Origin of the sequence: Myroides sp. N17-2, from assembly GCF_002286775.1 — a bacterium.
Lineage (GTDB): Bacteria > Bacteroidota > Bacteroidia > Flavobacteriales > Flavobacteriaceae > Flavobacterium.
Window position 1 is genome coordinate 21,183 of the sequence record NZ_NSGJ01000029.1, and the last position, 22,279, is coordinate 43,461.

Annotated in this window: 17 protein-coding genes; 7 read left to right on the forward strand and 10 right to left on the reverse strand. The window is 34.8% G+C overall.

Going from position 1 to position 22,279, the window contains the following annotated elements:
- Positions 1 to 12: 12 nt before the first annotated feature.
- Complete coding sequence (locus CF599_RS12615) at positions 13 to 1,287, forward strand: lipopolysaccharide assembly protein LapB (RefSeq protein ID WP_121966379.1); 1,275 nt, start codon at positions 13 to 15, stop codon at positions 1,285 to 1,287.
- Positions 1,288 to 1,360: 73 nt separating this feature from the next.
- Here CF599_RS12615 and CF599_RS12620 read toward each other — a convergent pair whose 3' ends face one another.
- From CF599_RS12620 to CF599_RS12655, 8 genes are all read right to left on the reverse strand, one after another.
- Positions 1,361 to 3,253 (reverse strand): DUF349 domain-containing protein, encoded by a 1,893-nt coding sequence (locus CF599_RS12620; protein ID WP_121966380.1) that lies wholly within the window; start codon positions 3,251 to 3,253, stop codon positions 1,361 to 1,363.
- Between the two features lie 132 nt (positions 3,254 to 3,385).
- Positions 3,386 to 4,138, reverse strand: coding sequence for a shikimate dehydrogenase (locus CF599_RS12625; RefSeq protein WP_121966381.1), 753 nt, complete (start codon positions 4,136 to 4,138; stop codon positions 3,386 to 3,388).
- 46 nt (positions 4,139 to 4,184) lie between these two features.
- The gene (locus CF599_RS12630; protein ID WP_121966382.1) at positions 4,185 to 5,576 is read right to left on the reverse strand and encodes a tetratricopeptide repeat protein; all 1,392 of its coding nucleotides are present in this window, start codon (positions 5,574 to 5,576) and stop codon (positions 4,185 to 4,187) included.
- Between the two features lie 27 nt (positions 5,577 to 5,603).
- Positions 5,604 to 6,797, reverse strand: a complete 1,194-nt coding sequence (locus tag CF599_RS12635; protein ID WP_121966383.1) for an aspartate aminotransferase family protein — start codon at positions 6,795 to 6,797, stop codon at positions 5,604 to 5,606.
- Positions 6,798 to 6,801: 4 nt separating this feature from the next.
- On the reverse strand, positions 6,802 to 8,484 hold the full coding sequence (locus CF599_RS12640) for an OstA-like protein (RefSeq protein ID WP_121966384.1): 1,683 nt from the start codon (positions 8,482 to 8,484) through the stop codon (positions 6,802 to 6,804).
- A gap of 212 nt (positions 8,485 to 8,696) precedes the next feature.
- Entirely contained in the window at positions 8,697 to 9,968 is a 1,272-nt protein-coding gene (locus CF599_RS12645) for an adenylosuccinate synthase (RefSeq protein ID WP_121966385.1), read from the reverse strand.
- Between the two features lie 27 nt (positions 9,969 to 9,995).
- Positions 9,996 to 10,466: a Fur family transcriptional regulator gene (locus CF599_RS12650; protein WP_121966386.1), complete on the reverse strand. Its 471-nt coding sequence runs from the start codon at positions 10,464 to 10,466 to the stop codon at positions 9,996 to 9,998.
- Positions 10,467 to 10,563: 97 nt separating this feature from the next.
- Positions 10,564 to 12,780, reverse strand: coding sequence for a bifunctional (p)ppGpp synthetase/guanosine-3',5'-bis(diphosphate) 3'-pyrophosphohydrolase (locus tag CF599_RS12655; RefSeq protein WP_121966387.1), 2,217 nt, complete (start codon positions 12,778 to 12,780; stop codon positions 10,564 to 10,566).
- An 808-nt stretch (positions 12,781 to 13,588) separates the two neighbouring features.
- Between CF599_RS12655 and CF599_RS12660 the strand changes: the two genes are divergently transcribed.
- A complete protein-coding gene (locus tag CF599_RS12660; protein ID WP_121966388.1) occupies positions 13,589 to 13,837 on the forward strand; it encodes a hypothetical protein in 249 nt (82 codons plus the stop codon).
- A 94-nt stretch (positions 13,838 to 13,931) separates the two neighbouring features.
- Here CF599_RS12660 and CF599_RS12665 read toward each other — a convergent pair whose 3' ends face one another.
- Positions 13,932 to 14,834, reverse strand: coding sequence for a helix-turn-helix transcriptional regulator (locus tag CF599_RS12665; protein ID WP_121966389.1), 903 nt, complete (start codon positions 14,832 to 14,834; stop codon positions 13,932 to 13,934).
- A 200-nt stretch (positions 14,835 to 15,034) separates the two neighbouring features.
- Between CF599_RS12665 and CF599_RS12670 the strand changes: the two genes are divergently transcribed.
- From CF599_RS12670 to CF599_RS12690, 5 genes are all read left to right on the forward strand, one after another.
- Complete coding sequence (locus CF599_RS12670) at positions 15,035 to 17,200, forward strand: TonB-dependent siderophore receptor (RefSeq protein ID WP_121966390.1); 2,166 nt, start codon at positions 15,035 to 15,037, stop codon at positions 17,198 to 17,200.
- A gap of 11 nt (positions 17,201 to 17,211) precedes the next feature.
- On the forward strand, positions 17,212 to 18,105 hold the full coding sequence (locus CF599_RS12675) for an ABC transporter substrate-binding protein (protein ID WP_254050300.1): 894 nt from the start codon (positions 17,212 to 17,214) through the stop codon (positions 18,103 to 18,105).
- The gene (locus CF599_RS12680; protein ID WP_121966392.1) at positions 18,092 to 19,141 is read left to right on the forward strand and encodes an iron ABC transporter permease; all 1,050 of its coding nucleotides are present in this window, start codon (positions 18,092 to 18,094) and stop codon (positions 19,139 to 19,141) included. The genes CF599_RS12675 and CF599_RS12680 overlap by 14 nt, the downstream gene beginning before the upstream one ends.
- The gene (locus CF599_RS12685) at positions 19,141 to 19,905 is read left to right on the forward strand and encodes an ABC transporter ATP-binding protein (protein WP_121966393.1); all 765 of its coding nucleotides are present in this window, start codon (positions 19,141 to 19,143) and stop codon (positions 19,903 to 19,905) included. Before CF599_RS12680 ends, CF599_RS12685 begins: the two co-directional genes overlap by 1 nt.
- A 134-nt stretch (positions 19,906 to 20,039) precedes the next feature.
- Positions 20,040 to 21,413 (forward strand): MFS transporter, encoded by a 1,374-nt coding sequence (locus tag CF599_RS12690; RefSeq protein WP_121966394.1) that lies wholly within the window; start codon positions 20,040 to 20,042, stop codon positions 21,411 to 21,413.
- A 46-nt stretch (positions 21,414 to 21,459) separates the two neighbouring features.
- Here CF599_RS12690 and CF599_RS12695 read toward each other — a convergent pair whose 3' ends face one another.
- Positions 21,460 to 22,275: a YhcG family protein gene (locus CF599_RS12695; RefSeq protein ID WP_254050301.1), complete on the reverse strand. Its 816-nt coding sequence runs from the start codon at positions 22,273 to 22,275 to the stop codon at positions 21,460 to 21,462.
- Positions 22,276 to 22,279 lie beyond the last annotated feature (4 nt).

Below are 22,279 nucleotides of genomic sequence, written 5' to 3' on the forward strand. Positions count from 1 at the left end.
TACTATACCATTATGAATAAAGGATATGTTTATTTATTGTCAGCTTTGATGTTTTCAGGGTTGACTATGGCTCAAAAAAAGGAGCTTAAAGATGCTGAGAAAGCTGTAAAAAAAGGTAATGTAACAGAAGCAACTGCTGCGTTAAAAGCAGTAGAAGCTGTATTAGACAATGCTAGTAATGCTGAGAAAGCTCAGTTTTACGCATTGAAAAATACATTAGCTTTTGGACAAGTTGAAAAAGATATTGATGTAGATAATAACGTTGATGTTATTATTTCTTCATTCAAAAAAGTAAATGAGTTCGAGCCTAATAAAGCTAGTAAAGTTGTTAAGCAAGCTCAAGAAGAAGTAAATACTGTTGCTGGAAAAGTAGTAGCTAAAGCTATTGAAGACAACGGTTCTGCTAACTATAAAGGAGCTACTAGACGCTTTAGTCAAGCATATGAGTTAAACCCTAAGGATACAGTGTATTTATACTATGCTGCATCTACAGCGATTAACTCTAAAGATTATGCTGATGCAGTAGAGAAATATAAAAAATTAGTAGAGATAGGATACAACGGAAGTGAGTCTTATTATACAGCAGTAGAAAAAGCTTCTGGTCAAGTACAAAGTTTTGGTAAAGATTCTAAAATGCGTGACCTAATGGTAAAACAAGGTACACACACAGATCCTAAGTTTGTAAAAGAGGATTCTAAGCGTCCTGAGATACTTAAGAACTTAGTTTTAATCTATAATCAAGAAGGAAAAACTGCTGAAGCAGAGAAAACTATTGTTGAAGCTAGAAAAGCTAACCCGGATGATATCAACTTGTTATTAACTCAAATGGACATTTATTTAAAGTCTAACAATATGGGTAAATACGAGGAGTTAGCAAAAGAAGCTTTATTAAAGAATCCTAATGATGATGTATTATTATACAACTTAGGGGTGACTAGTTTTGACGCTGGACGTTTTGATGATGCTCGTAAATACTACGAACAAGCTATCCGTATCAACCCTAAATCAGAGAATGCTTATTTAAATATGGCTTTCTTAAAATTACAACCAGACCAAGAGTTGACTAATAAAATGAATAGTTTAGGTCTTTCTCCTGCGGATAATAAGAAGTATGAAGCTTATAAAAAAGAAAAGCACGCTATCTATAATGATGCGATGAATGACTTAGAAAAAGTTATCGCTATCAATCCTAATAACGAAGCTGCTGTTAGTACTTTGAGAAACATTTATCGTGCATTAGAGATGAACGACAAATTAAAAGCATTAGACGCTAAAGCTGGAAAGTAATAGCTTATGATAATTAAAAAAGCGGGGTAATCATTACGATTACCCCGCTTTTTATTTATACTATTTAGATGTACTAGTTGTCTAAGTTTCTTATTTGAGTCAATTTATCTTCCCAAATCTTCAAGTCATCTTTTTGTTTTTCTATACTTTTTCTAACCTCTTTAACGAAAGGATTGTCATCTGATGGGTTGTGAATATAAGCTAGATTGTTCTCTAATTGGATTACAGCAGAGTTTATTTCTTCTATTTTGCGATGAATAAATACAGCTTCATTCTGTAGTTTTCGCTTATCATTAGTCTCAAGTATAGATTCAAGTCTGTTGTTAAATTTAACAGCTTCTGTTTCTCTTTTACTTAAGCTAAGTTTATCAAATAAAACATCTAATATCTTATTAAACTTACCTTCTATAAATCTTTTATTTACAGGTACAGCTCCTATAGACTTCCAGTTATTTATATGGTTTTTAATTTCACCTAGGTCAGTTTTGTGATCTCCTGATAGTTGAAAACCTTTTAATAAATCAAGATATTCTTTCTTTCTATTATAAGCATCTACTTCTACTTCATTCTCTTTGTTTTTGATAGCATGGAAGCGATCAAAATAAGAATTACAAGCTTCTTTAAAGTCTGCCCAAAGCTGATCAGAGTATTTACGTGGTACGTGACCTATTATTTTCCAGTCATCCTGTATTTTTTTCATAATAGGAGTAACCTTAGCATAATCATCACTATCCTTAAGTTCCTGTGCTCTCTTAATTAGAGCAAGTTTCTTAGCGTAGTTGTCTTGTTGCTCTTTCTTTAACTCTTTGTAGTAAGCGTTTTTATTGCTGTTGAAGTTTCTAGTAGCTAGCTTAAAAAGGTTCCAAACCTCTTCATTGTTTTCCGCAGGTACTTTACCAATAGAGAAGAAGCGCTGTCTTAATTCTTCTACTTTAGCAATTTCTTTTTGCCATTGGTTATGATTAGCTACTTTTTGTTTAGACAACAGGTCTATTTCGCTTATTATAGAGACTTTTAAAGCTAGATTTTCTCTTTCAACACTTCTTAGTTGATCAAATAATAATTCTCGCTTATCGTGAAGCTGTTTAGTTATTTCACTAAACTGATCCCATATCTTTTCTCTAATCTCTCTATCTACAGGTCCTATCTCTTCTTTCCATATTCTGTGGAATGTCTGTAGTTCTCTGAAAGATTTAATTACATCAGGGTTATCAAGTAACTCTTCTGCTCTTGCGATAAGTTTCAGTTTTTGATCTAGGTTATATTTAAAGTCTAGATCTCTTGATTCTCTATCTAAGTGTAGTTGATCATAGAATCTTTCTACATGAAAATGATAGTTGTTCCAAACGTGATTGTATTTATCTTTTGGTATTGGCCCAGCTGCTTTCCACTCATCTCTAAGCTCGCCAAGTTGTTTTAAAGCGTCTCCATTGTTTTCGCTATTATCTATGAGTTGTTTTAATTTCTCAATGATAGATAAGCGTTTTTCAAGGTTAACGTTTAGATTATTTTGAAGTTGCTTAAAATATGCATTTTTGGCAACTCTAAATTCTTCATAGTTATGATCAAACTCAGTCTTAATCGGCAGATTATACTGGAAGTCTGAATCATTTGCATCAGGGTTTTCTTCAAAGAAAGCATCTTTCTTTTCGTCTATTAAATCACTGTATTTACGATAGAATTCTTTTTTGATTTCTTCTACGTGATCTTTGATAGCAGTTACCTTGTGATGTTTAATTAGCTTGTGAAGTTCTTTAGTTAGTTTTTCCAGATCTAACTTTTCATAATTGACTGTTGGGATGTTAGTATCTTGTAAAGATTCTAAATCCTCACCTTCTGCAGCATTTGATGCGGTAATAGAATCAAGAGCTTTTTCTTTATCAGTTGGGACAACCGCGTCTGAATTTGATTCCGGTTTTTGTCCATCTGCTAGCTCATGCAGGTTATCATTCTTTTGTTCTAACATGTTTGAAAAGTATTTATTTAAACAATATGTAGTAAAGCTTGATTATATATCATGCTCTCTCAAATTTAATAAAAAATAATGAATAATTCGTACTTTAATTTAGCTAGTGTCTAAGAAATCAATTATTTACTATTAATCACCTACAAATGGCTTATTCCAAATTTTATATGCCTTTTCAGCTTGAAGCACTAACATTTCATAACCATTCTTAACTTTCGCTCCTTTTAATTTAGCAGCTTTCATAAGCGCTGTCTCCTCTGGATTGTAAATAAGGTCATATACAATATGTCTTTCAGATAGATATTCAACAGCAACTTCTGGCATTAGATCTACGTTGGGGAAGGTTCCCACAGGAGTAGTATTAATTATCAGCGTGTATTTAGCCATGATTTCTTCAGTCAGTTCCGAGTAGAGTAAGGTATTGGCATCTTTGGTTCTACTGACAAATGTATATTTTAATCCTAGCTTCTTTAGAGCATACTCAATAGCCTTACTTGCTCCTCCAGTACCAAGTATTAATGCTCTTTTATGGTGAAACTTTAGTAGTGGTTTTAAAGAATAGTAGAAACCATACCAATCCGTATTGTAACCTTTTAGTTTACCCGATTTAGTTATTTGGATAGTATTTACAGCTCCTATAGCCTTTGCTTTTTTAGAAAGAGAGTCTAGGTAAGGAATAATTGATTGCTTATATGGAATAGTCACATTAAGGCCTCTAAGGTTTTTCTGTGATTCCAACAGATCACCAAATTCACTGATAGATTGTAAATCAAAGTTTACATACTCGCTATTCTTGTTTTTTAGTTTCTCGAATTTCTCTGCAAAATAGGCACGTGAGAAAGAGTAATCTATATTTTTACCTATTAATCCGTAGCGTTTATCCATATTTTTAGTTATAAAAAAAAGCTATTCAATTGAATAGCTTTTTTATTTATTTATGATTCTTAATAATACTCTGTACTATCGGGTTCTCCCATTGATTAGGGAAGTAAGTTTCTATCAGTGTTCTCTTTTCAAAGTCTTTATTTAACCCACTAATTAAATACTCTGTCCCTTTATCTATATCGTGAAGAGTAAAGTATATAACGGCTAATCTATAATCTATATCGGCTTCATTGGCATGGAAGTTAGCTATCTGTAATAACTTCTCTATTGCTTTCTCAAAGTCACCTAATAAATACAATACATCAGCCCATCCTGTCCAATGCTCTACAATGTCGCTACCAAGCTCAGCAGCAACTTTATATCCACGTTCAGCTTCTTCAAAATTAAACAATGTTTTGTTTAATATAGCATGTCTAATCCAGTATTTTTCATTGAATTCGTCTATTTGCAATGCTTTTTGTAAATAGAATAGTGCTTTATCATAATTAGACTCTAAGATACATAGATCTGTAAGTGCTATCCACCCCTTATCTAGCATAGGATCTTCGTGTACTGCTTTTTTATAATATTGGTACGCTTGAGGGAAGTTGTTTAAGCTTTCATAACAGCTACCTATGCGCATCAATACATATGAAGTAGGATCATCTAGTTCAAGAGTAATCATATAGTTCTCTATCGCTTCCTTAAACTTGTTTAATTTCTCTTGTGTCTTGCCTTTTTCAACATAGGCACCTATAAATTCTTCATCTATTAAAGTAGCATAGTCAAATGCCCACTCAGCTTTTTCATAATTTTTAATAGCGAAGTACTGTCTTCCTAATTGATGCCAAGCAATCTCGCTATAAGGAGCTTTATCTATAAAGTTATTTAAGAAATCTATAGCCTCGTCATGTTCACTTAAAAAATCAAAACAGTATACCACATTATATAGTGCAGACTGATCTTCGTCGTCATGCTCTAAACATAGTATAAAGTTATCTCTAGCTAATTCTATATTGTCTAATAATAGATATTCCATTCCTAATAAGGAATAGACATCTGATAGATCTTCTGTTAATGTTAAAGCTTTTTGTAGTGATACAATAGCATCTTCGTGTCTTCCTTTTTTAGAATACACAGTTGCACGTTGAATAAAGACTTCTTCATTCTCCGGATCAATACTTTCTATTTCGTTAAGTAAGCGATCTGCCGCTTCTAACTTGTTTTGGAATATTAATAATTCTACTTCCACTAGTTTTAAACCAATAGAGTTAGGATGTTGTTCTAATCCAAGTTTAAGCGCTTTATTCGCTAAGTTTAGCTTTCCAGAATCGAGGTAGTGTAGAATGATATTCTCAAATTCTTCTGAATCAAAAAATAGAACCTTATTGGTTTTTAACATTGATTCAAAACGAGATAGAGATAATTTGTATTCTTCTTCTTCGTTATCTAAATGCATATTTGTTTAAATTGATTATGTAGGATATTATAATCCTAATTCTTTTTGTACTTCATTTAGTGCTTCAATAATGATAGCACATCCTTCTTTTATTTCTTCTTCTGATATCGTTAGAGGAGGAGTGATTCTGATAGCTTTTCCTTCGAATAATAACCAGAATAAGATTAATCCTTTCTCTTGACACTTCATTATTACGCTATTCGTAATATCAGCGCTCTTAGTCATTGGGGCGATCATTAATCCACGTCCTCTGATTTCTTCTATTAATGGATGAACTAATAGCTCTCTGAATAATTGTTCCTTGACAAGAGTCTGTTCCATTATATCTGTTTCTACTAGCTCTTTTAACGTAGCTAAACTAGCCGCAGCGATAACTGGGTGCCCTCCGAACGTAGTAATATGCCCAAACTTAGGATTGTCATAAAGTAAATCCATGTGTGCATCACTTGCTGTAAATGCACCTACTGGCATTCCTCCACCCATTCCTTTACCCATAACGATAATGTCGGGTACTACATCATAGTTTTGAAAACCAAATAGTTTACCTGTTCTTCCGAATCCAGGCTGTATCTCATCTACGATCATTAAGGCTCCTACCTCTGTACATCTCTCTTTTACTTTAGTTAAGAAACCATCAAAAGGCTCTACAAAACCAGCTCCACCTTGAATAGTTTCTAAGATGATACCTGCAGTTTTATTAGTTATCTTTTGTAAGTCCTCAACACAGTTAAAGTGGATGAAATCTACATCAGGTAGTAATGGTCTGAATGCGCGTTTTCTCTCTTCGAATCCCATCACACTCATTGATCCCATTGTATTACCATGGTACGCATTAAAACAAGAGATTAACTGACTTCTACCCGTTACTCTTCTCGCTAATTTTAAAGCACCTTCTGTAGCCTCTGTACCTGAGTTAACTAAGTAAGTCTTGTTAAGAGGAGCAGGGATATTCTCTGCTAATATTCTACAGAATTCTACAGCAGGATCTTGAATATACTCTCCATATACCATTACGTGAGAATATTTATCAAGTTGATCTTTTATCGCTTGATTAACCCTTGGATGTTGATGTCCTAAGGTACATGCTGATACTCCTGCTACAAAGTCTAAGTATGCTTTATTATTTGTATCATATATGTATGAACCCTTAGCATATGCTACTTGCATTGCTAATGGATTAGGTGATGTCTGTGCTTGGTATTTATAAAAATCTTCTTTCATTACACTACTTTTTGTCTTGTTTAGACGTATTGTTCTGTTTTGGTTTTTTGTTCTTTTTCAACTGTTTTGACAGTCCAGGAGTCCCTTTTATTGTTTCGGGTTGAACAGTTAGCGGTTTGTTTGCATTTTCTTTTTTTGCATCTCTTGCTTCTTCTCCTTTTTTCTCTTTAGCTAGTTCTTCATCCGTGAAGATATCTGCTAGAGTATTTATTCTTTCTTCACCTCTATAGAGGAAGTCTCTTAATTGTCGGGCATTCTTAGGTAGTAATGGCTCAGGATATAAGTCCCCTTTTGGGTCGACAAATTTAGTAGCTGTACTAATTTTACCGTCGTCAAAAGTTACATTTATATGACTGCAAATACCTTTGTCTATTCCTACTAATTCATTTTGATCATTATACATATAGTAGATGATCTCTGCATTCTTAATTAGGTCTAACTCATCTAACTTACTGTCTTTAAACTTACCATATAAGTTAACACCTTTTAATTGATTATAGCCATCTCCGATAGTGTCTTTTTGAATGGCAAAGGCATTCTCAAGTACTTTTAATGAATCTATTTTTTGTGTCTCCATATTGCTAATCAAATGGATAAAACGACCAGTAAGTTGCGTATCTCCATTCCATAATACAGGCTTGCCAATCATCTGTGTTAATCCCGCTTTTTCACTCCAGTGTATAGAGTCTGCCTTACCACTCATACTATCGCGTAAGATACGAGCGTCATTAAAGGCACGGATAACACGTTCTTTATCTTTACCTGTAAGCAATATACGCGGAGCGTGCATATATACAGAGTCTCCTTCTTGAGACTTCATGCTAACTAATGCTTTTTTAGTCACGAACATTGAGTCTTTAGCTTTATATAGCTCAGCGTAGTGTCCTGTGATTTTACTTTTATTGATTGTGTCTGTGATTCTCACATTATTTGTAGCAGATGCATAATCCTTCGCTCTAGAGTAATAGATTGAGTCGCCTTCTATTTTTCTCTTGTCATACCAGATGTATGAGTTCTTAACCATCTTACCTAGATCTTTTCTTACATCGTAGAATCCATTCTCAGTATAGATAAAATCTTCTTTATTAGTAATAGTAGATGGGCCGAATACATAAGAATGTTGTGGTACCTCATAAAAGTCTAAGTGATTAGACTTAATCACTGTACCTTTTTCTGATGTAATCTTTACAGCAGTGAAGAATTGAAACTTCTTTTCAGCTGTGTAATATCTTCCTTTTTGACTTTCTAGTACACTTCCTTTATTGTGAATAACAGCGTGTGAGTCATAAAAGACTAAGTCTTTAAATCTATCGAATTTTAAAGTGTCTGTTTCTAATGATGAGTCTGGTGAAGTCATAACTACATCACCTTGTGCATAAGCAAATCCATTTACGCCATTATATTCAGCGTATTTACTGTTAAGAGTAAGGGTGTCTCCTTGTATAATTTGGACATTACCAAATAGTTTAAGGTAGTTCTCTTTTTCAAAGAAATACGCTTTGTTACAACTCATAACCATACCGTCATGTTCTGCAGATATGTTACCTGTAAGTAGAACAGCATCAGGCAATACTTCGTAGTTTATATCGGAGTAATCTGCGTGATGTATGATGATTTTTTTTTTGTTTTGACTAAAACCTAGTAATGCGAATAATATAAAAAGTATATAATACGGTAATGTTCTCAAGACGCTATATTTTTTTCAAATTTAAGTAAAAAATACGCACAAAGAATTTAGTTAAGAAGAATTTATAAACAATCGGTGTAGTAATGATGTATCTGAGAGATAAATAGTTGGGTATTCAACACTTTTAGCAATAATATAAAGCAAGAAAGGTTTACTTCCTTTGTGAAAGAAGCAAAAAAAAAACACTCCCGAAGAAGTGTTTTTAGTATATATTATTTTATGATAGTCTGTGTTCTATCAGGACCTACAGAAACTATTTTTACAGGCACACCAACTTCATCTTCGATAAACTTGATATATTCTTTAAGTTCCTCAGGTAATTGACTGTATTCAGTCATACCTGTTAAGTCAGCTTTCCATCCTTTTTTCTCTACATAGATAGGTTCTACGTTCTCTGGCTCGATATTATAAGGTAGGTGAGTGATCTCTTGTCCTTTATATTGGTATTTAGTACATACTTTTAATGTTTCAAAACCTGATAATACATCAGCTTTCATCATATAAAGTTCAGTTACTCCATTTACATCTACTGCATATTTAAGAGCAACTAAGTCTAACCAACCACAACGTCTAGCACGACCTGTAACAGATCCGAACTCACGACCTACGTTTGCCATAGTAGCACCGATCTCGTCGCTTAGTTCAGTAGGGAATGGTCCACTACCTACACGTGTAGTATATGCTTTAAATATACCAAATACATTTTTAACTTTATTAGGAGCGATACCTAATCCTGTACATGCACCTGCTGCTGTAGTAGTAGATGATGTAACGAATGGATATGTTCCAAAATCAACATCTAGTAATGACCCTTGAGCTCCTTCAGCTAATACTGATTTACCCTCTCTTAGTGCAGTGTGGATATAGTTTTCACTATCAATGAACGTCAGTTTCTTTAATTGTTCAACTGCTGTGAAGAATTCTTCTTCTAGTTCAGCTAAGTTGTACTGTAATTCTACATCGTGAAACTTAATCATTGCTTCGTGCTTATCAGCTAAAGTACGGTAACGTTCTTTAAAATCTGCAAGTTCGATATCCCCAACTCTTAAACCATTTCTACCAGTTTTGTCCATATACGTTGGGCCAATACCTTTAAGTGTAGATCCGATTTTCGCTTTTCCTTTTGCAGCTTCTGAAGCAGCATCTAGTAAGCGGTGAGTAGGTAAGATTAAGTGAGCTTTTCTAGAAATTAATAATCTCGTATAAATGTCGATATTGAACTTCTCTAATCCCTCAAGCTCTTTGATGAAAACCACAGGGTCAATAACTACACCGTTACCGATGATGTTAATAGAATTTTGATGAAATATCCCAGATGGAATAGTGCGCAATACGTGTTTAATTCCGTCAAATTCTAAAGTGTGTCCTGCGTTTGGTCCTCCTTGAAAACGAGCAATGATGTCATATTTAGAAGTTAGTACATCTACGATTTTACCTTTTCCTTCATCGCCCCATTGCAAGCCTAGTAGTAAGTCTACTGTCATTGTTTGTGTTGTTAAAAAGTTTGAAATTTAGTTGTTGTTTTCCACAGTTCCTTCAGCTTCAGTATTCTTTCTACTTCCATAGAAATAAAGTGAGTGATTGTGAATATCTATATTAAAGATTTCTTCAATTGTCTTTTTAATTGTTTGTATACGTGGATCACAAAACTCTATAACCTCTCCTGTGTCAGTTAAGATAATGTGGTCATGCTGCTTATCGAAATAAGACTTCTCATAATGTGCTTGGTTTTGTCCAAATTGATGTCTTCTTACCAACCCACATTCTAAAAGAATTTCAATAGTGTTATATAGAGTAGCTCTACTAACTCTATAGTTCTTGTTCTTCATCTTAATGTAAAGAGACTCAATGTCAAAGTGCTCTTCGCTATCATATATTTCTTGAAGAATAGCATATCTTTCAGGTGTTTTACGATGTCCTCTTTCTTCTAGAAACTTCGTGAAAACATTTTTAACGATTTCTTGATTTTTTTCACTTCCCATATTAAAAAATATCTTAGTTGCAAATATAGAGCTATTTTCGTTTGTACCGAAACTTTTAAAATAAGCTTAGTCTATATCACTATAAATTATCATTATTTTATGATGGATTGACCCTTGTTACTTTTTCAACCCCTTCTATTTTCTTAAGGTTACCCATCATTTTTTTCAACACATCATTATTGGGTACGATAACAGTTATTGACCCTTTAAAGATACCTGCATTCTCACTTAACGATATACTACGAATGTTTATTACTTTACTTTCTATGATAATTCGCGTTATGTCCCCAGTTAATCCCGCAGAATCCATTCCTGTGATGTTTATTGTAGCTTCGAAGTTCATCGCTTCTTTAGAATCTACCCACGATGCCTGTATGATTCTATATGCATAATTAGAACGCATACTTATAGCATTAGGACAGTCAGTCTTATGAACTTTAATTCCCTCATTAATGGTCACGAACCCAAAAGCATCATCACCAGGTATAGGGTTACAGCAAGTAGCTAGTTTATAATCTAACTTTTCTTTCTCTTTTCCGAACACTAATAGATCACCAGCTTTATTAGCAGTACTATCTGCCATAGCAGGGATAGATGGAGTTCTTTTGATGGTCTTTTTAAAGAAATTAAACAGCGTATTATTTCTATTAGCTGCATATTCTTTTAATTGGGTATTATCAATTACTCCTGCACCAATGCGATAAAATAGATCTTGACTTGTCTTTAATTTAAAATAAGCGACCATTTCATTGACAACTTTTTCATCTAAATTAATCTTTAAGTGCTTCAGTTTTCGAATTAACTGCTCTTTACCATCTTCTGCAATGCGCTTAGTGTCTTCGTTTAATGCGTTTTTAATCTTGTTTTTAGCTCTAGTCGTCGTAACATATTCTAACCAGCTCACACTAGGTTTTTTGTTTTCAGAAGTAATTACTTCTACTTGATCACCACTAGCTAATACATGATTTAAGGGAACTAATCTACCATTGACACGTGTACCTCTAGTGCGTAGTCCTACCTCCGAGTGTATAGAGAAAGCGAAGTCTAGTGCAGTAGCCCCTTTAGGTAAAGACTTAATCTCCCCTTTAGGAGTGAATATGTAAATCTCCTTAGCATAAAGACTAAGCTTAAAATCTTCTACGAAATCTACAGCATCGCTCTCTGCATTTTCTAAAGCTTCTTTTAATTGGTTAAGCCATTTATCTAAGCTATTCTCTTCAGTTATTCCTTGTTTATATTTATAGTGAGCAGCATATCCTTTTTCAGCTATCTCATCCATACGTTCACTGCGTATCTGTATTTCTATCCAGCGTCCTTTAGGCCCCATCACAGTGATATGTAATGCTTCATATCCAGTCGTTTTGGGAGCTGATATCCAGTCTCTAAGTCTGTTAGGACTAGGGCGGAAGTGATCTGTCACGATAGAGTAAATCTTCCATGCAACAAATTTCTCGTCATGTGGTGTAGATCTATAGATAATACGCAAAGCGAACTTATCGTATACTTCATCGAAAGTAACATTCTGTGCTTTCATCTTACGACGAATAGAATAGATAGATTTAGGTCTACCTTTCATAGAATAGTCTATTCCTTCTTCATCTAGTGAATGTTTTAAAATATCACTTACAGACTGTATATACTGATCTTGTTCCTCTTTACTTTCTTTCATTCTGTTAAGAATGTCTTGATATACGCGAGGCTCAGTATATTTAAGTCCTAAATCTTCTAGTTTAGTTTTGATATTAAATAATCCTAAACGGTGTGCTAACGGAGCATAGATATATAAAGTCTCAGACGCTATCTTCGCCTGTTTATAATCTGCCATGCTTTCCATCGTTTGCATATTATGTAAACGGTCAGCTATTTTAATCAAGATTACACGGACATCATCGTTTAATGTTAATAACATTTTTCGATAGTTCTCTGCCTGCATAGAGATATGCGGGTCAGGCTCTAGCATAGCCATCTTCGTTAATCCCTCTACGATTTTGGCGATCTTAGGATTAAACCACTCTTCTATTTGTTCTACCGTAATATCAGTGTCTTCTACCACATCATGCATCAATGCAGCTGCAATCGAGGTAGCTCCCAATCCAATCTCCGATGCTACAATTTTGGCAACAGCAATTGGGTGGAAAATATAAGCTTCTCCAGATTTTCTTCTTTGATCTTTATGTGCATCTACAGCTACGTCAAATGCTTTGCGGATTATTTTTTTATCCTCTTCAGATAATGTTTGGTAACTAATCTTTAAAAGCTCTTTATACTCTTTGGCGATTGCTTTGTTTTCTAATTCTATTTCTTCCTCTGTCATATATAATTCGCAACTTTTTATATCTAAAATACTGTTGTTTAAATATAAGGAAAATTAAGTTATACTCAGTCTATCATTTGTTAAAAAAATGATGAATTACGATTCGATAAACGAAGTTATACTGTGTTTAATTTCAATTCTTTATAATAAATATGTAGAGTTAGTGAAATAGAAGTAACAAAACAAAGCGTTAGACAAGTAATAAAGTGAGTATAAACAGGTAGGATAACGAAGAAGATTAAGGATCTATTTTCTCATTTAGAAAAATGAAGTGATAGAATTACCGTCTTATAAATCTGACTTCAATTAATCTAATGAATACGTAATTAAAAATTTATTGTTTAGTAGAAGAAGAATAAAAGAAGTATAACAGGTGAATTGATGGGTAAAACAGCTGTTTACCCGGCTATTGTCCTAGTATTGTCCTTAAACTGTCCTAGGAGTTAACACCAAGCCTTTGATTTACGGGGTTTAAAGAGGGGTTAAGAGATAGGGTGTAATTAATGTTTTGTTTTTATATTATTGTTTATCAGTTGTTTGTATGAGAATCGTTTAAATAAAAATCTACAAAAAAAAGCATATTAGAACTTTCTAAAGTACGTTTAGAATGAATAATAGAATAAAATGTAACTTATGAATGGATAAAATTTGATTTTATGACAAGAAAGACAGCAATTAGCAAAAAAAAGTAATAAATATATTATAAGGAAAGAGTGGTGCTATACAAGTGTTTTTTAAGTGTAATGTTTTAATTATGAGTGTGTAGTGTTTTTTTATTACCTTTGTTATAATTAAAAGTTTCAAAAATATGATACGTATTTCTTTCACTGAGTTTGAGAATAATTTAGAGAAATATATAGGTTTAGCTAATACAGAAAAGGTGATTATATCTCAAGAGAAAGGTATGTCTTTTACTATTACGCCTATTAAGAATGAGGATCAAGCTAACTATAGCGATAAGTTCGTTCACGATATTCTACAAGTTAATGAGGAAGCTGAGCTAGGGTATGTAACTAGAATAGAAGATCCAAATGACATATGGAAAAGTATATTATAGATATACATATTAAGGCAAAGAAACAACTTGCGGATATTTATAGGTCTCAAATCCTTCTCTTAGGTATAGGCGTTAGAGGTTATAACTATATAACTTACACCTTCACCTTAGTAGGTAGTTGACCATAGTATTTTTTAAAGGCAGAAGAGAAGTGGTGACTGTGTTTATAGCCCACATATTCTGCTATTTCGTAGATATTATACTCATTAGATTGGATCATCTCAAGTGCTTTCTGCATTCGGAGATCGTGGATGTATTTAAAGGTTGTTGTTCCGAAGAGTGTTTTGAAACCTTTCTTTAACTTGGTTTGATTGATTCCCACTCTTAATGCCAATTCTTGGATAGTGAAGTCTTTGTTATAATTCTCTGTGATATACTGCTTGATGTCGTGAAGTGCCTGTTCATCTTTTTTATGCAAAGGTGTTTCCTTATGTGTGTTAGTATAACACCAATTCGTATAATGTAATAGATGCGCTTCTTCGACTTTATTATTTAGGTAATGTTCTGCTAATTTACCTTGGTAAGGATTGGATACTAATTGTTGTAATACTTGGATTGTGTTCAAGTTCAAATCAAACATTAGTTTAGGAGAGTTGATACCTAATAGCTCTTCTAAATATGCCTTTTCTTCTTCAAATAAATTTGTGATAAAGCTCTTGTTGACAGCGATCTCTAAGAATTCTCCTTTGTTGTCTTTATCCGTTTTCATAATGTGCTCATAAGGCACAGCTTGCTCTTGAAACAGTAGTCCTCCTTGCTCGTGTATATCTAGATTATCGTGGTTAAGGGTAAGACTACTTCCTTGAATACAGTTGCAAGTCAAGATAGATTCTTTCGTGGGTAATACAGCATGATAGAAGTCTTGTTCTGCTGTGTAAATACCGTGTTTAATACTTACAATAGACGTTTCTATAGTCGTTATATCCATAGTATAATTAGAACCGTCGATGTGGTAGTTCTGACTATTTATGTTCTTCTGAGTATCTGTCTGTAACATGGTGATTCTATTTGACACTGCAAAAATAGGTATTTATATTGGTTTTAAATAAGTTGCTATTAAAATGATTTGTAGTTAGTTGTAATACTTCTTTTGACGTTGTTTTGTGACCTTATAGCGTTATATCTAACAAGGTTGAATATAAGACTTTTGCGTTTAGTTATTTAAAATGGATTTAAATAATGTAAACACATATAGTCATGAATAAACATATAGTCAGTCTGTCATTACTGTTGAGTCTTAGCAATCACGGGCTATGGGCACAAGAGATAAAAGATAGTTTAGCAGTGCCATTTCAGCAGTTAGAAAATGTAATAATCACTTTAGAGAAGAGTCCATTCGTAAAAACGAAGACATCAGAGTCTTTGCGTTTAAGCCAAGCAATAGAGAACGTACCACAAAACATTCAAGTCATTTCAAACGAACTGATAGAAGCACGCCAAATTACTACGCTAACTGATGGCATTACTCGTAATGTCAGTGGTGCAGTGCGATTAGAAGAATGGGGAGATGTCTATGCACGTATTAATATGCGTGGATCAAGAGCGAGTGCGTTTAGAAATGGGATGAATGTATCTTCTACTTATGGCCCGATGGCTGAAGATATGAGTTTTGTAGATCATATAGAGTTTGTAAAAGGGCCTGCAGGCTTTATGATGTCTAATGGTGAACCGTCTGGTATCTATAATGTGGTCACTAAAAAGCCTACGATGCATACGAAGCAAAAAGTAGAGTTAAACTACGGTAGCTTTGATTATATGCGTGCAAGTGCTGATGTGGAGGGTAATCTAACTCCGGCAAGTGATAAAGTATTCTATCGTATCAATGTAATGGGGAGTAGTAAGAATGGGTATAGAGACTTTCAGTTTAATAAGCGTATAGCCTTTGCTCCCTCATTCTTATTTAAACTGAGTGACAAGACTACGCTAACTACAGAGTATGTCTATCAACGATTAAAACTGTCAGACTTCGGAGCTGATTATCTATTCTCTAAAGAGGGATTCGCTACACTACCTCGCAAGCGCACTTTTGGCGATCCGGGGTTTGAGCCATCAGTGATGAATGACCACAGCTTTAATACACATCTTAAAACACAGTTAGATAATCAGTGGACGCTAAATGCACAGTTGGGATACTTTAAGTTTAACCAAGAGGGGCAGTATATGTGGGTGACACATATCGATGATAAAGGAGATTTCGTGAGAACAAGTAATCTGTGGGATGCTGAGAATACAGCTACTGTAGGTCAGGTATTCGTGAATGGGGATGTAGAAACAGGATCGGTTAAGCACAAGTTATTAGGAGGAGTAGATATGGGGCATAAGCGCTATATGGTGGATTGGAGTCAGAAGTTTGATTATGATGACATTGGTACATTTAATATTTACAACAATGATTATCAAAAGCCAATACACGGTTATCCTCAGTTCGATAGAAGTAAGCCATTAACACAGCGTGTGGCAGAGTATGGTATAGGGCAGGCTGATGTGGGACAAAGCTATACAGGAGTGTATGTACAAGATGAAATGGCATTCTTCGAAGAGAAGTTATTTGTGACAATAGCAGGGCGTTATACCACTGTAAAAGAGAATGGAAATAGGGATAATAGAAATAACAGCAAGTTTACACCTCGCTTCGGTGTGAGTTATAAGCTGGGATATCACACGAATCTATACGGGCTGTATGATCAGACATTCGTACCTCAAACAGGAATTAAGAAAGATGGCTCGTCAGTAACACCCTTGACAGGACATAATATAGAGTTTGGGGTGAAGAATAATTTGTTTAATAAACGACTGCAATCAACAGTTTCACTTTATAGCATTACCAAGAACAATCACTTATCTAACGACCCTTCTAATTCGCCTGGAGAAAGTTATGTGCTACAATTAGGGCAAACAAGAACACAAGGAATAGAAGTGGATATCACAGGTAGAATAATGAAGGGATTAAATGTCAATGTGAATTACGCTTATACAGATTCTGAAGTAACTAAGGCTACTAAAGGAGCTGAGAAAGGGACTAAAGTAAGTGGATATGCTAAGCATATAGCTAATGCGTGGGTAGATTACACCATAGAAGAGGGAGCACTTAAGAACTTGTCATTTATGGGAGGGATTACCTTTATGGGAGACCGTCAGACTTGGGCATTCGGTGGAGGTGGAGGAGATCCACTGCCTGATTACACTCGTGTAGATGTAGGTGCAAGCTGGAAAAAGGATGACTTAAAAGTATCGTTATTAGTGAATAATCTATTCGATAGATATTTATATAACGGTGCGTACTATAACTCAAGAGGAGGGTTCTACTACTGGAGACCTGAGGATCCTATTAACTTAAAACTAAGTTTGAGCTATAACTTCTAAGGATGACATTAATGAAGATAAAGCAAATAATTACAGTAGGTTGTTTGTTGCTATTCTATCAGGGAGTGTTTAGTCAATCTAATGATAGAATAGTAATATTCGGTCAACAGGCTATGGAGATGGTCAAGCACTTCGGTGGTAAGGAGAAAGTAGTAGGCGTAGGATATCTCGATAAGAAAGTGAAGAAAGGAGAGTATGCAGATTGGCCTATCCTTACTTCATTATGGCCATCTGTAGAATCTATCATTGTCACAAGACCAACTCATCTATTCGGTATGGAATCTGCTTTTAAGGCAAAGCGAAGCGGTAGTCAGGAGTTCTGGGAAAAGAAAGGCGTTGAGGTTACTTCTGTTTTTGACTTTAATGAAGCCCGTACCTTAGAAGTATTCTATAAAGACTTACGCACTTTTAGTACAGTATTTAATAAGCAGAAAGAAGTAGAACAATTCATTAAAGAGGAGAATGAGAAGCTCAAAAAACTAAAGAATAAATTACCCATAACAAAAGGCAGTAAGCCTAAAAAGGTATTGTTTTTAGCCAATGTGCGCTCAAGTGATATTTACTACTGCTATACACAAGACAAATGTTTAGTCGGATCTATGTTAGCAGACTTTAATGTAGAGTTTCTAACAAGTATCAATATGGTTATTCCCGTATCGATAGAGTATATGGTAAGTCTAAATCCTGATTATATTATCCTGTCAAGCTTTCAAGCGAATAGTCTACCTGACTTATTAAAATACTTTAAAGAACACAAAGTCTTAAAACAATTAGATGCTGTACAGCATAACCACATTATGACAGTAGATTATTCTAATGCAGTAAGTGGCGGTTTAGAGTTTGTCTCGCTATATGAACAATTAGTCTCTTTTTTTTATCCCCAAATAAAGTATGAAACAAAATAAACACAAGTATTTTTACTTGGTAGCCTTAGTCGTTATAGTTGTATTTATGGCTATATGGGCTATGGTATCCGGTCAAATACCCATTACATTAAACGATTTGCAACACATATTTAATGCTGATGATACAGCAGTGCTATACTCAGATGGAGATATTCGATTAAGTATTATAGAAGAAGTATTATTAACGATGCGTATGCCTCGAGTAGTGATGGCTATAGGAGTAGGAGCGTCTTTAGCTATCTGTGGCGCAGTGATGCAATCTACTGTACAGAATCCATTAGCCGATCCTTTTTTATTAGGGATATCGTCAGGAGCATCATTAGGCGCTACGATAGCGATAGTCTTAGGAATCGGTGTAGGAGGAACAGTATTAAGTGAACTGGGAATACCTGTGATGGCTTTTATCGGAGCGAGTGGAGCTACGTTTTTTATCTTTATGTTGAGCTTAAAGAATAGTAGAGTATCTACACTCTATCTGATATTAGCAGGAACAGTTATCAATGCATTCTGTGGAGCCTTATCTAATGCCTTGGTCTATGTAGCAGAGGATAGTGAGAAGGTGAGAGCTGTGGCGTTCTGGAGTATGGGTAGCTTGGCACAAGTGAGTTGGACACAGGTAAGTATTGTATTTATAGCCTTGATTTTGGTGTTGGGATATTTCTTGTTACACGCAAAAGAATTAGATGCTATGATGATGGGAAATGAATCTGCTGTCACTTTGGGGATTAACCCTAATGTACAGCGTGTAGTAATGATCCTATTAGTGACTGTGCTTACCAGTTTAGTGGTTTCATTCTGTGGAGTCATTGGTTTTGTTGGATTAACTATACCCCATATCGTTAGGAGCTTAGTAGGGAGTAAACACTATTGGACATTGTTATTTAGTGCAGTGATAGGAGCTTTTTTCTTAGTAGGAGCAGATTGGTTATCACGAGTCTTGATTCCACAGAGTGAAGTAGCTATCGGTATCGTAACTGCTTTAATAGGATGTCCGTTGTTTGCTATTATATTATTAACCAATAAGAAGAGGATATAATGAGCGAGGTATTATTAGATGTACAGGGAGTTTCTTTTAGTTATCCTACACGAGAAATATTGAATGATGTAAGTATACAGGTTAAGGCAGGGCAGTTCGTAGGTATTGTAGGAAGTAATGGATGTGGAAAGTCTACCTTGTTAAAGATAATCTATAGAGTACTAAAAGCAAAAGAGGGTACAGTACGGTATAAAGGAGAGGATATAAAGCGCTTTAGCTTAAAAGAGATGGCGAGAAAGGTAGCTGTAGTGGGACAGTTTAATGATACCGCTTTTGACAGCACAGTATTAGATGTGGTGCTAATGGGAAGAATACCGTTCAAATCACGATGGCAGGCTTTTGATGAGGAAGATTATCAATTCGCTTTATCAAGTTTAGAGAAGGTAGATATGTTAGCTTATCAAGATCTATCTCTATCTACGCTATCAGGAGGTGAGAAGCAACGTATCTTTCTGGCGAGAGCATTGGCACAACAGCCGGAACTTATCATCTTAGATGAACCAACTAATCACTTGGATATTCGCTTTCAGTTAGAGATACTGAGAATAGTAAAGGATTTAAATATTGGTGTATTGGCAACGATGCACGACTTATCACTTATCGCTAACTTCTGTGAGTATATCTATGCGTTAAAAGACACAAAAGTACACAGTATGGGAAGGCCAATAGATCTGTTGACACCTGAGAATATCCAGACTGTCTTCGGTGTTCTCTGTAAAGTAATACATGGGGAGAATAATGAGTTGTTCTTTAGCTATCAATAAGTTGATAAATAACGTTTAGGGTTGTTTATAGTTCTATATGCGTTATGAGTTAGGCGCGATTCTTTAAGAATTTTGTAATGTAATAATAAGCTTAGTTGAGGTAAAACTTAGGTTAAGCTTTTAAAATGTGTTTTATGATTTTTAAAGATAAATGGTTTATACTATTCATTCTGTTAGTAGCGACTATACTTTCTCCCTTAGATTTTTATATTGTGAATTTGGCATTGCCATCTATACAGCATTCACTGAAGTCAAGTAACAGTGAGTTGCAAATGATAGTTTCGTTTTATACCTGTGCTTATGCAGTGTTTCAAATATCAGGAGGTCGCTTTGGTGATATCTATGGAAGGAGAAAGATATTTATAATTGGCTTAGTGGGGTTTATTAGTTCCTCAGTCTTATGTGGAATATCGCAGACACCGACTATAATGATAGTTGGGCGAGTGATGCAAGGTGTGTCAGGAGCAGTAATGATCCCTCAGGTCTTAGCTATCTTACATACGCTCTTTGACGAAAGAGAGAAACGTCTGGTAATGGCGTTGTATAGTTTTACTTTTGGGATAGCCGCTGCATTAGGACAATATCTTGGGGCTGTGTTAATAGAGTGGAATGTGTTTAACTTAGGTTGGCGTGTGATATTCTTGGTTAATTTGCCTGTGGGGTTATTTGCGTTAGTGATGGCTATTATAGCCTTACCTAAACACGAGAGCAAGTCAATAGAAAAAGTTGATTACAGAGGAACTGCTTTATTAAGTTTAGGGTTAATGAGTTTTATTTATCCTTTAACGACGATAGTAGAGAGGGGAATAGATATGCAGACTATAGTATTCTTAGTGGCGTCAGTGGTGTTTTTATACTTGTTCGTTAAGGTACAGAATAAGCGAAAACAAGAGGGCAAGAGTATCTTAGTGGACTTCGATATCTTTAAGTTTAAGAATCTAAAGTTGGGAGTAATCACAAGTTTTCTTTATTATGCAAGTGGAGTGTTTTACTTGGTACTTGGTATTTATCTTCAAGAAGAACTACATTGGACCAGTATGGAAGCAGGCAAAGCTATTATTCCGTTTGGTATAGGCTTTATTATTATGTCACTTAGCTCATCCCTTATTAGCAAGTATTTAAAGCAAAGTATACTATCTGTAGGGTTGGTTACTTATGGAGTAGGTTTTCTCTTATTATTAGGAACGTTATATAACTATCATCCACTGCTATTTAAACTTGATTTATTTGTTATCGGGAGCGGTATGGGACTGACATTAGCCTCTGTAGTGAGACTGAGTTTAACTAATATCCCTGTACAGTTTGCTGGGCTTGCTTCAGGTGTAGTGAACTGTGGCTTGCAGATAGGCTCTGCTTTTGGAGTAGCAGCTATAGGGAGTGTATTCTTTGGAGTAGCAAATAGAGTGGATTATACCTCTGCTTTTGCAATCGTTTTAGTCTTAATCTGTGTATTGCTGTTTATAGGATTACTCTTGAGTATTCGATTAGTGAGGGCGTTGAAAGAGTAAATAAAAAAGCCTGTGTGATTTTATAATTACACAGGCTTTTATGTAATTATATATTTTTGAATATTTCGTGTAGTTTGCTTTGTAAGATGTTCTTGTCAGGTAATTGCATTTTATACTCTGCTACAAGAGTAGGAGAGACACTTCTACTCATTGCATACTCTACAATTTCGACATCCTTATCCTTACATAACAATATGCCAATACTTGGATTTTCATTTTCTCTCTTGACATCTCTGTCTAAAGCTTCTAAGTAAAATTGCAGTTGACCGGCGTGTTCAGGTCTAAACTTGTCTGCCTTTAGTTCAAAAGCGACTAAACATTGCAAAGCACGATGATAAAATAAGAGGTCTATATAGAAGTCTCCATTACCTACTTGAACTTTATATTCTTGTTCAATAAATAGAAAGTCTTTTCCTAATTCTAAGATGAGTTTTTTCATCTGTGAGATTAATCCCTTTTGCAAGTCACTTTCACTGTGTGAATCTGGTAACTGTAGAAAGTCAAAGATATAACTGTCTTTAAAAACAGAACTAATATCTGCAGGTAGATTAGAGATAGCAGGAGAGTTTGATTTAGTGCTTAGCATTGTACGCTCGTATACAGAGCTGTTTATTTGACGATCCAAGTCTCTAACACTGTATTTCTCATTGATACATAACTGAATATAGAATTCTCTTTCGTCTTCGGATTTACACCTCGAAAAGATAGTTCTATGGTGTGTCCAACTGAGCTGTACAAGGACTGTTTTCTTGATGTTTTGAAGAGTAAATTTAGAAGAGGCTTTTTTACGGGAGGTGTTAAGAACTTCTTGTGAGTCAGTCTGTTGTAATTGTGTCCCCACTGAGGACACAATTGCACTCATAATG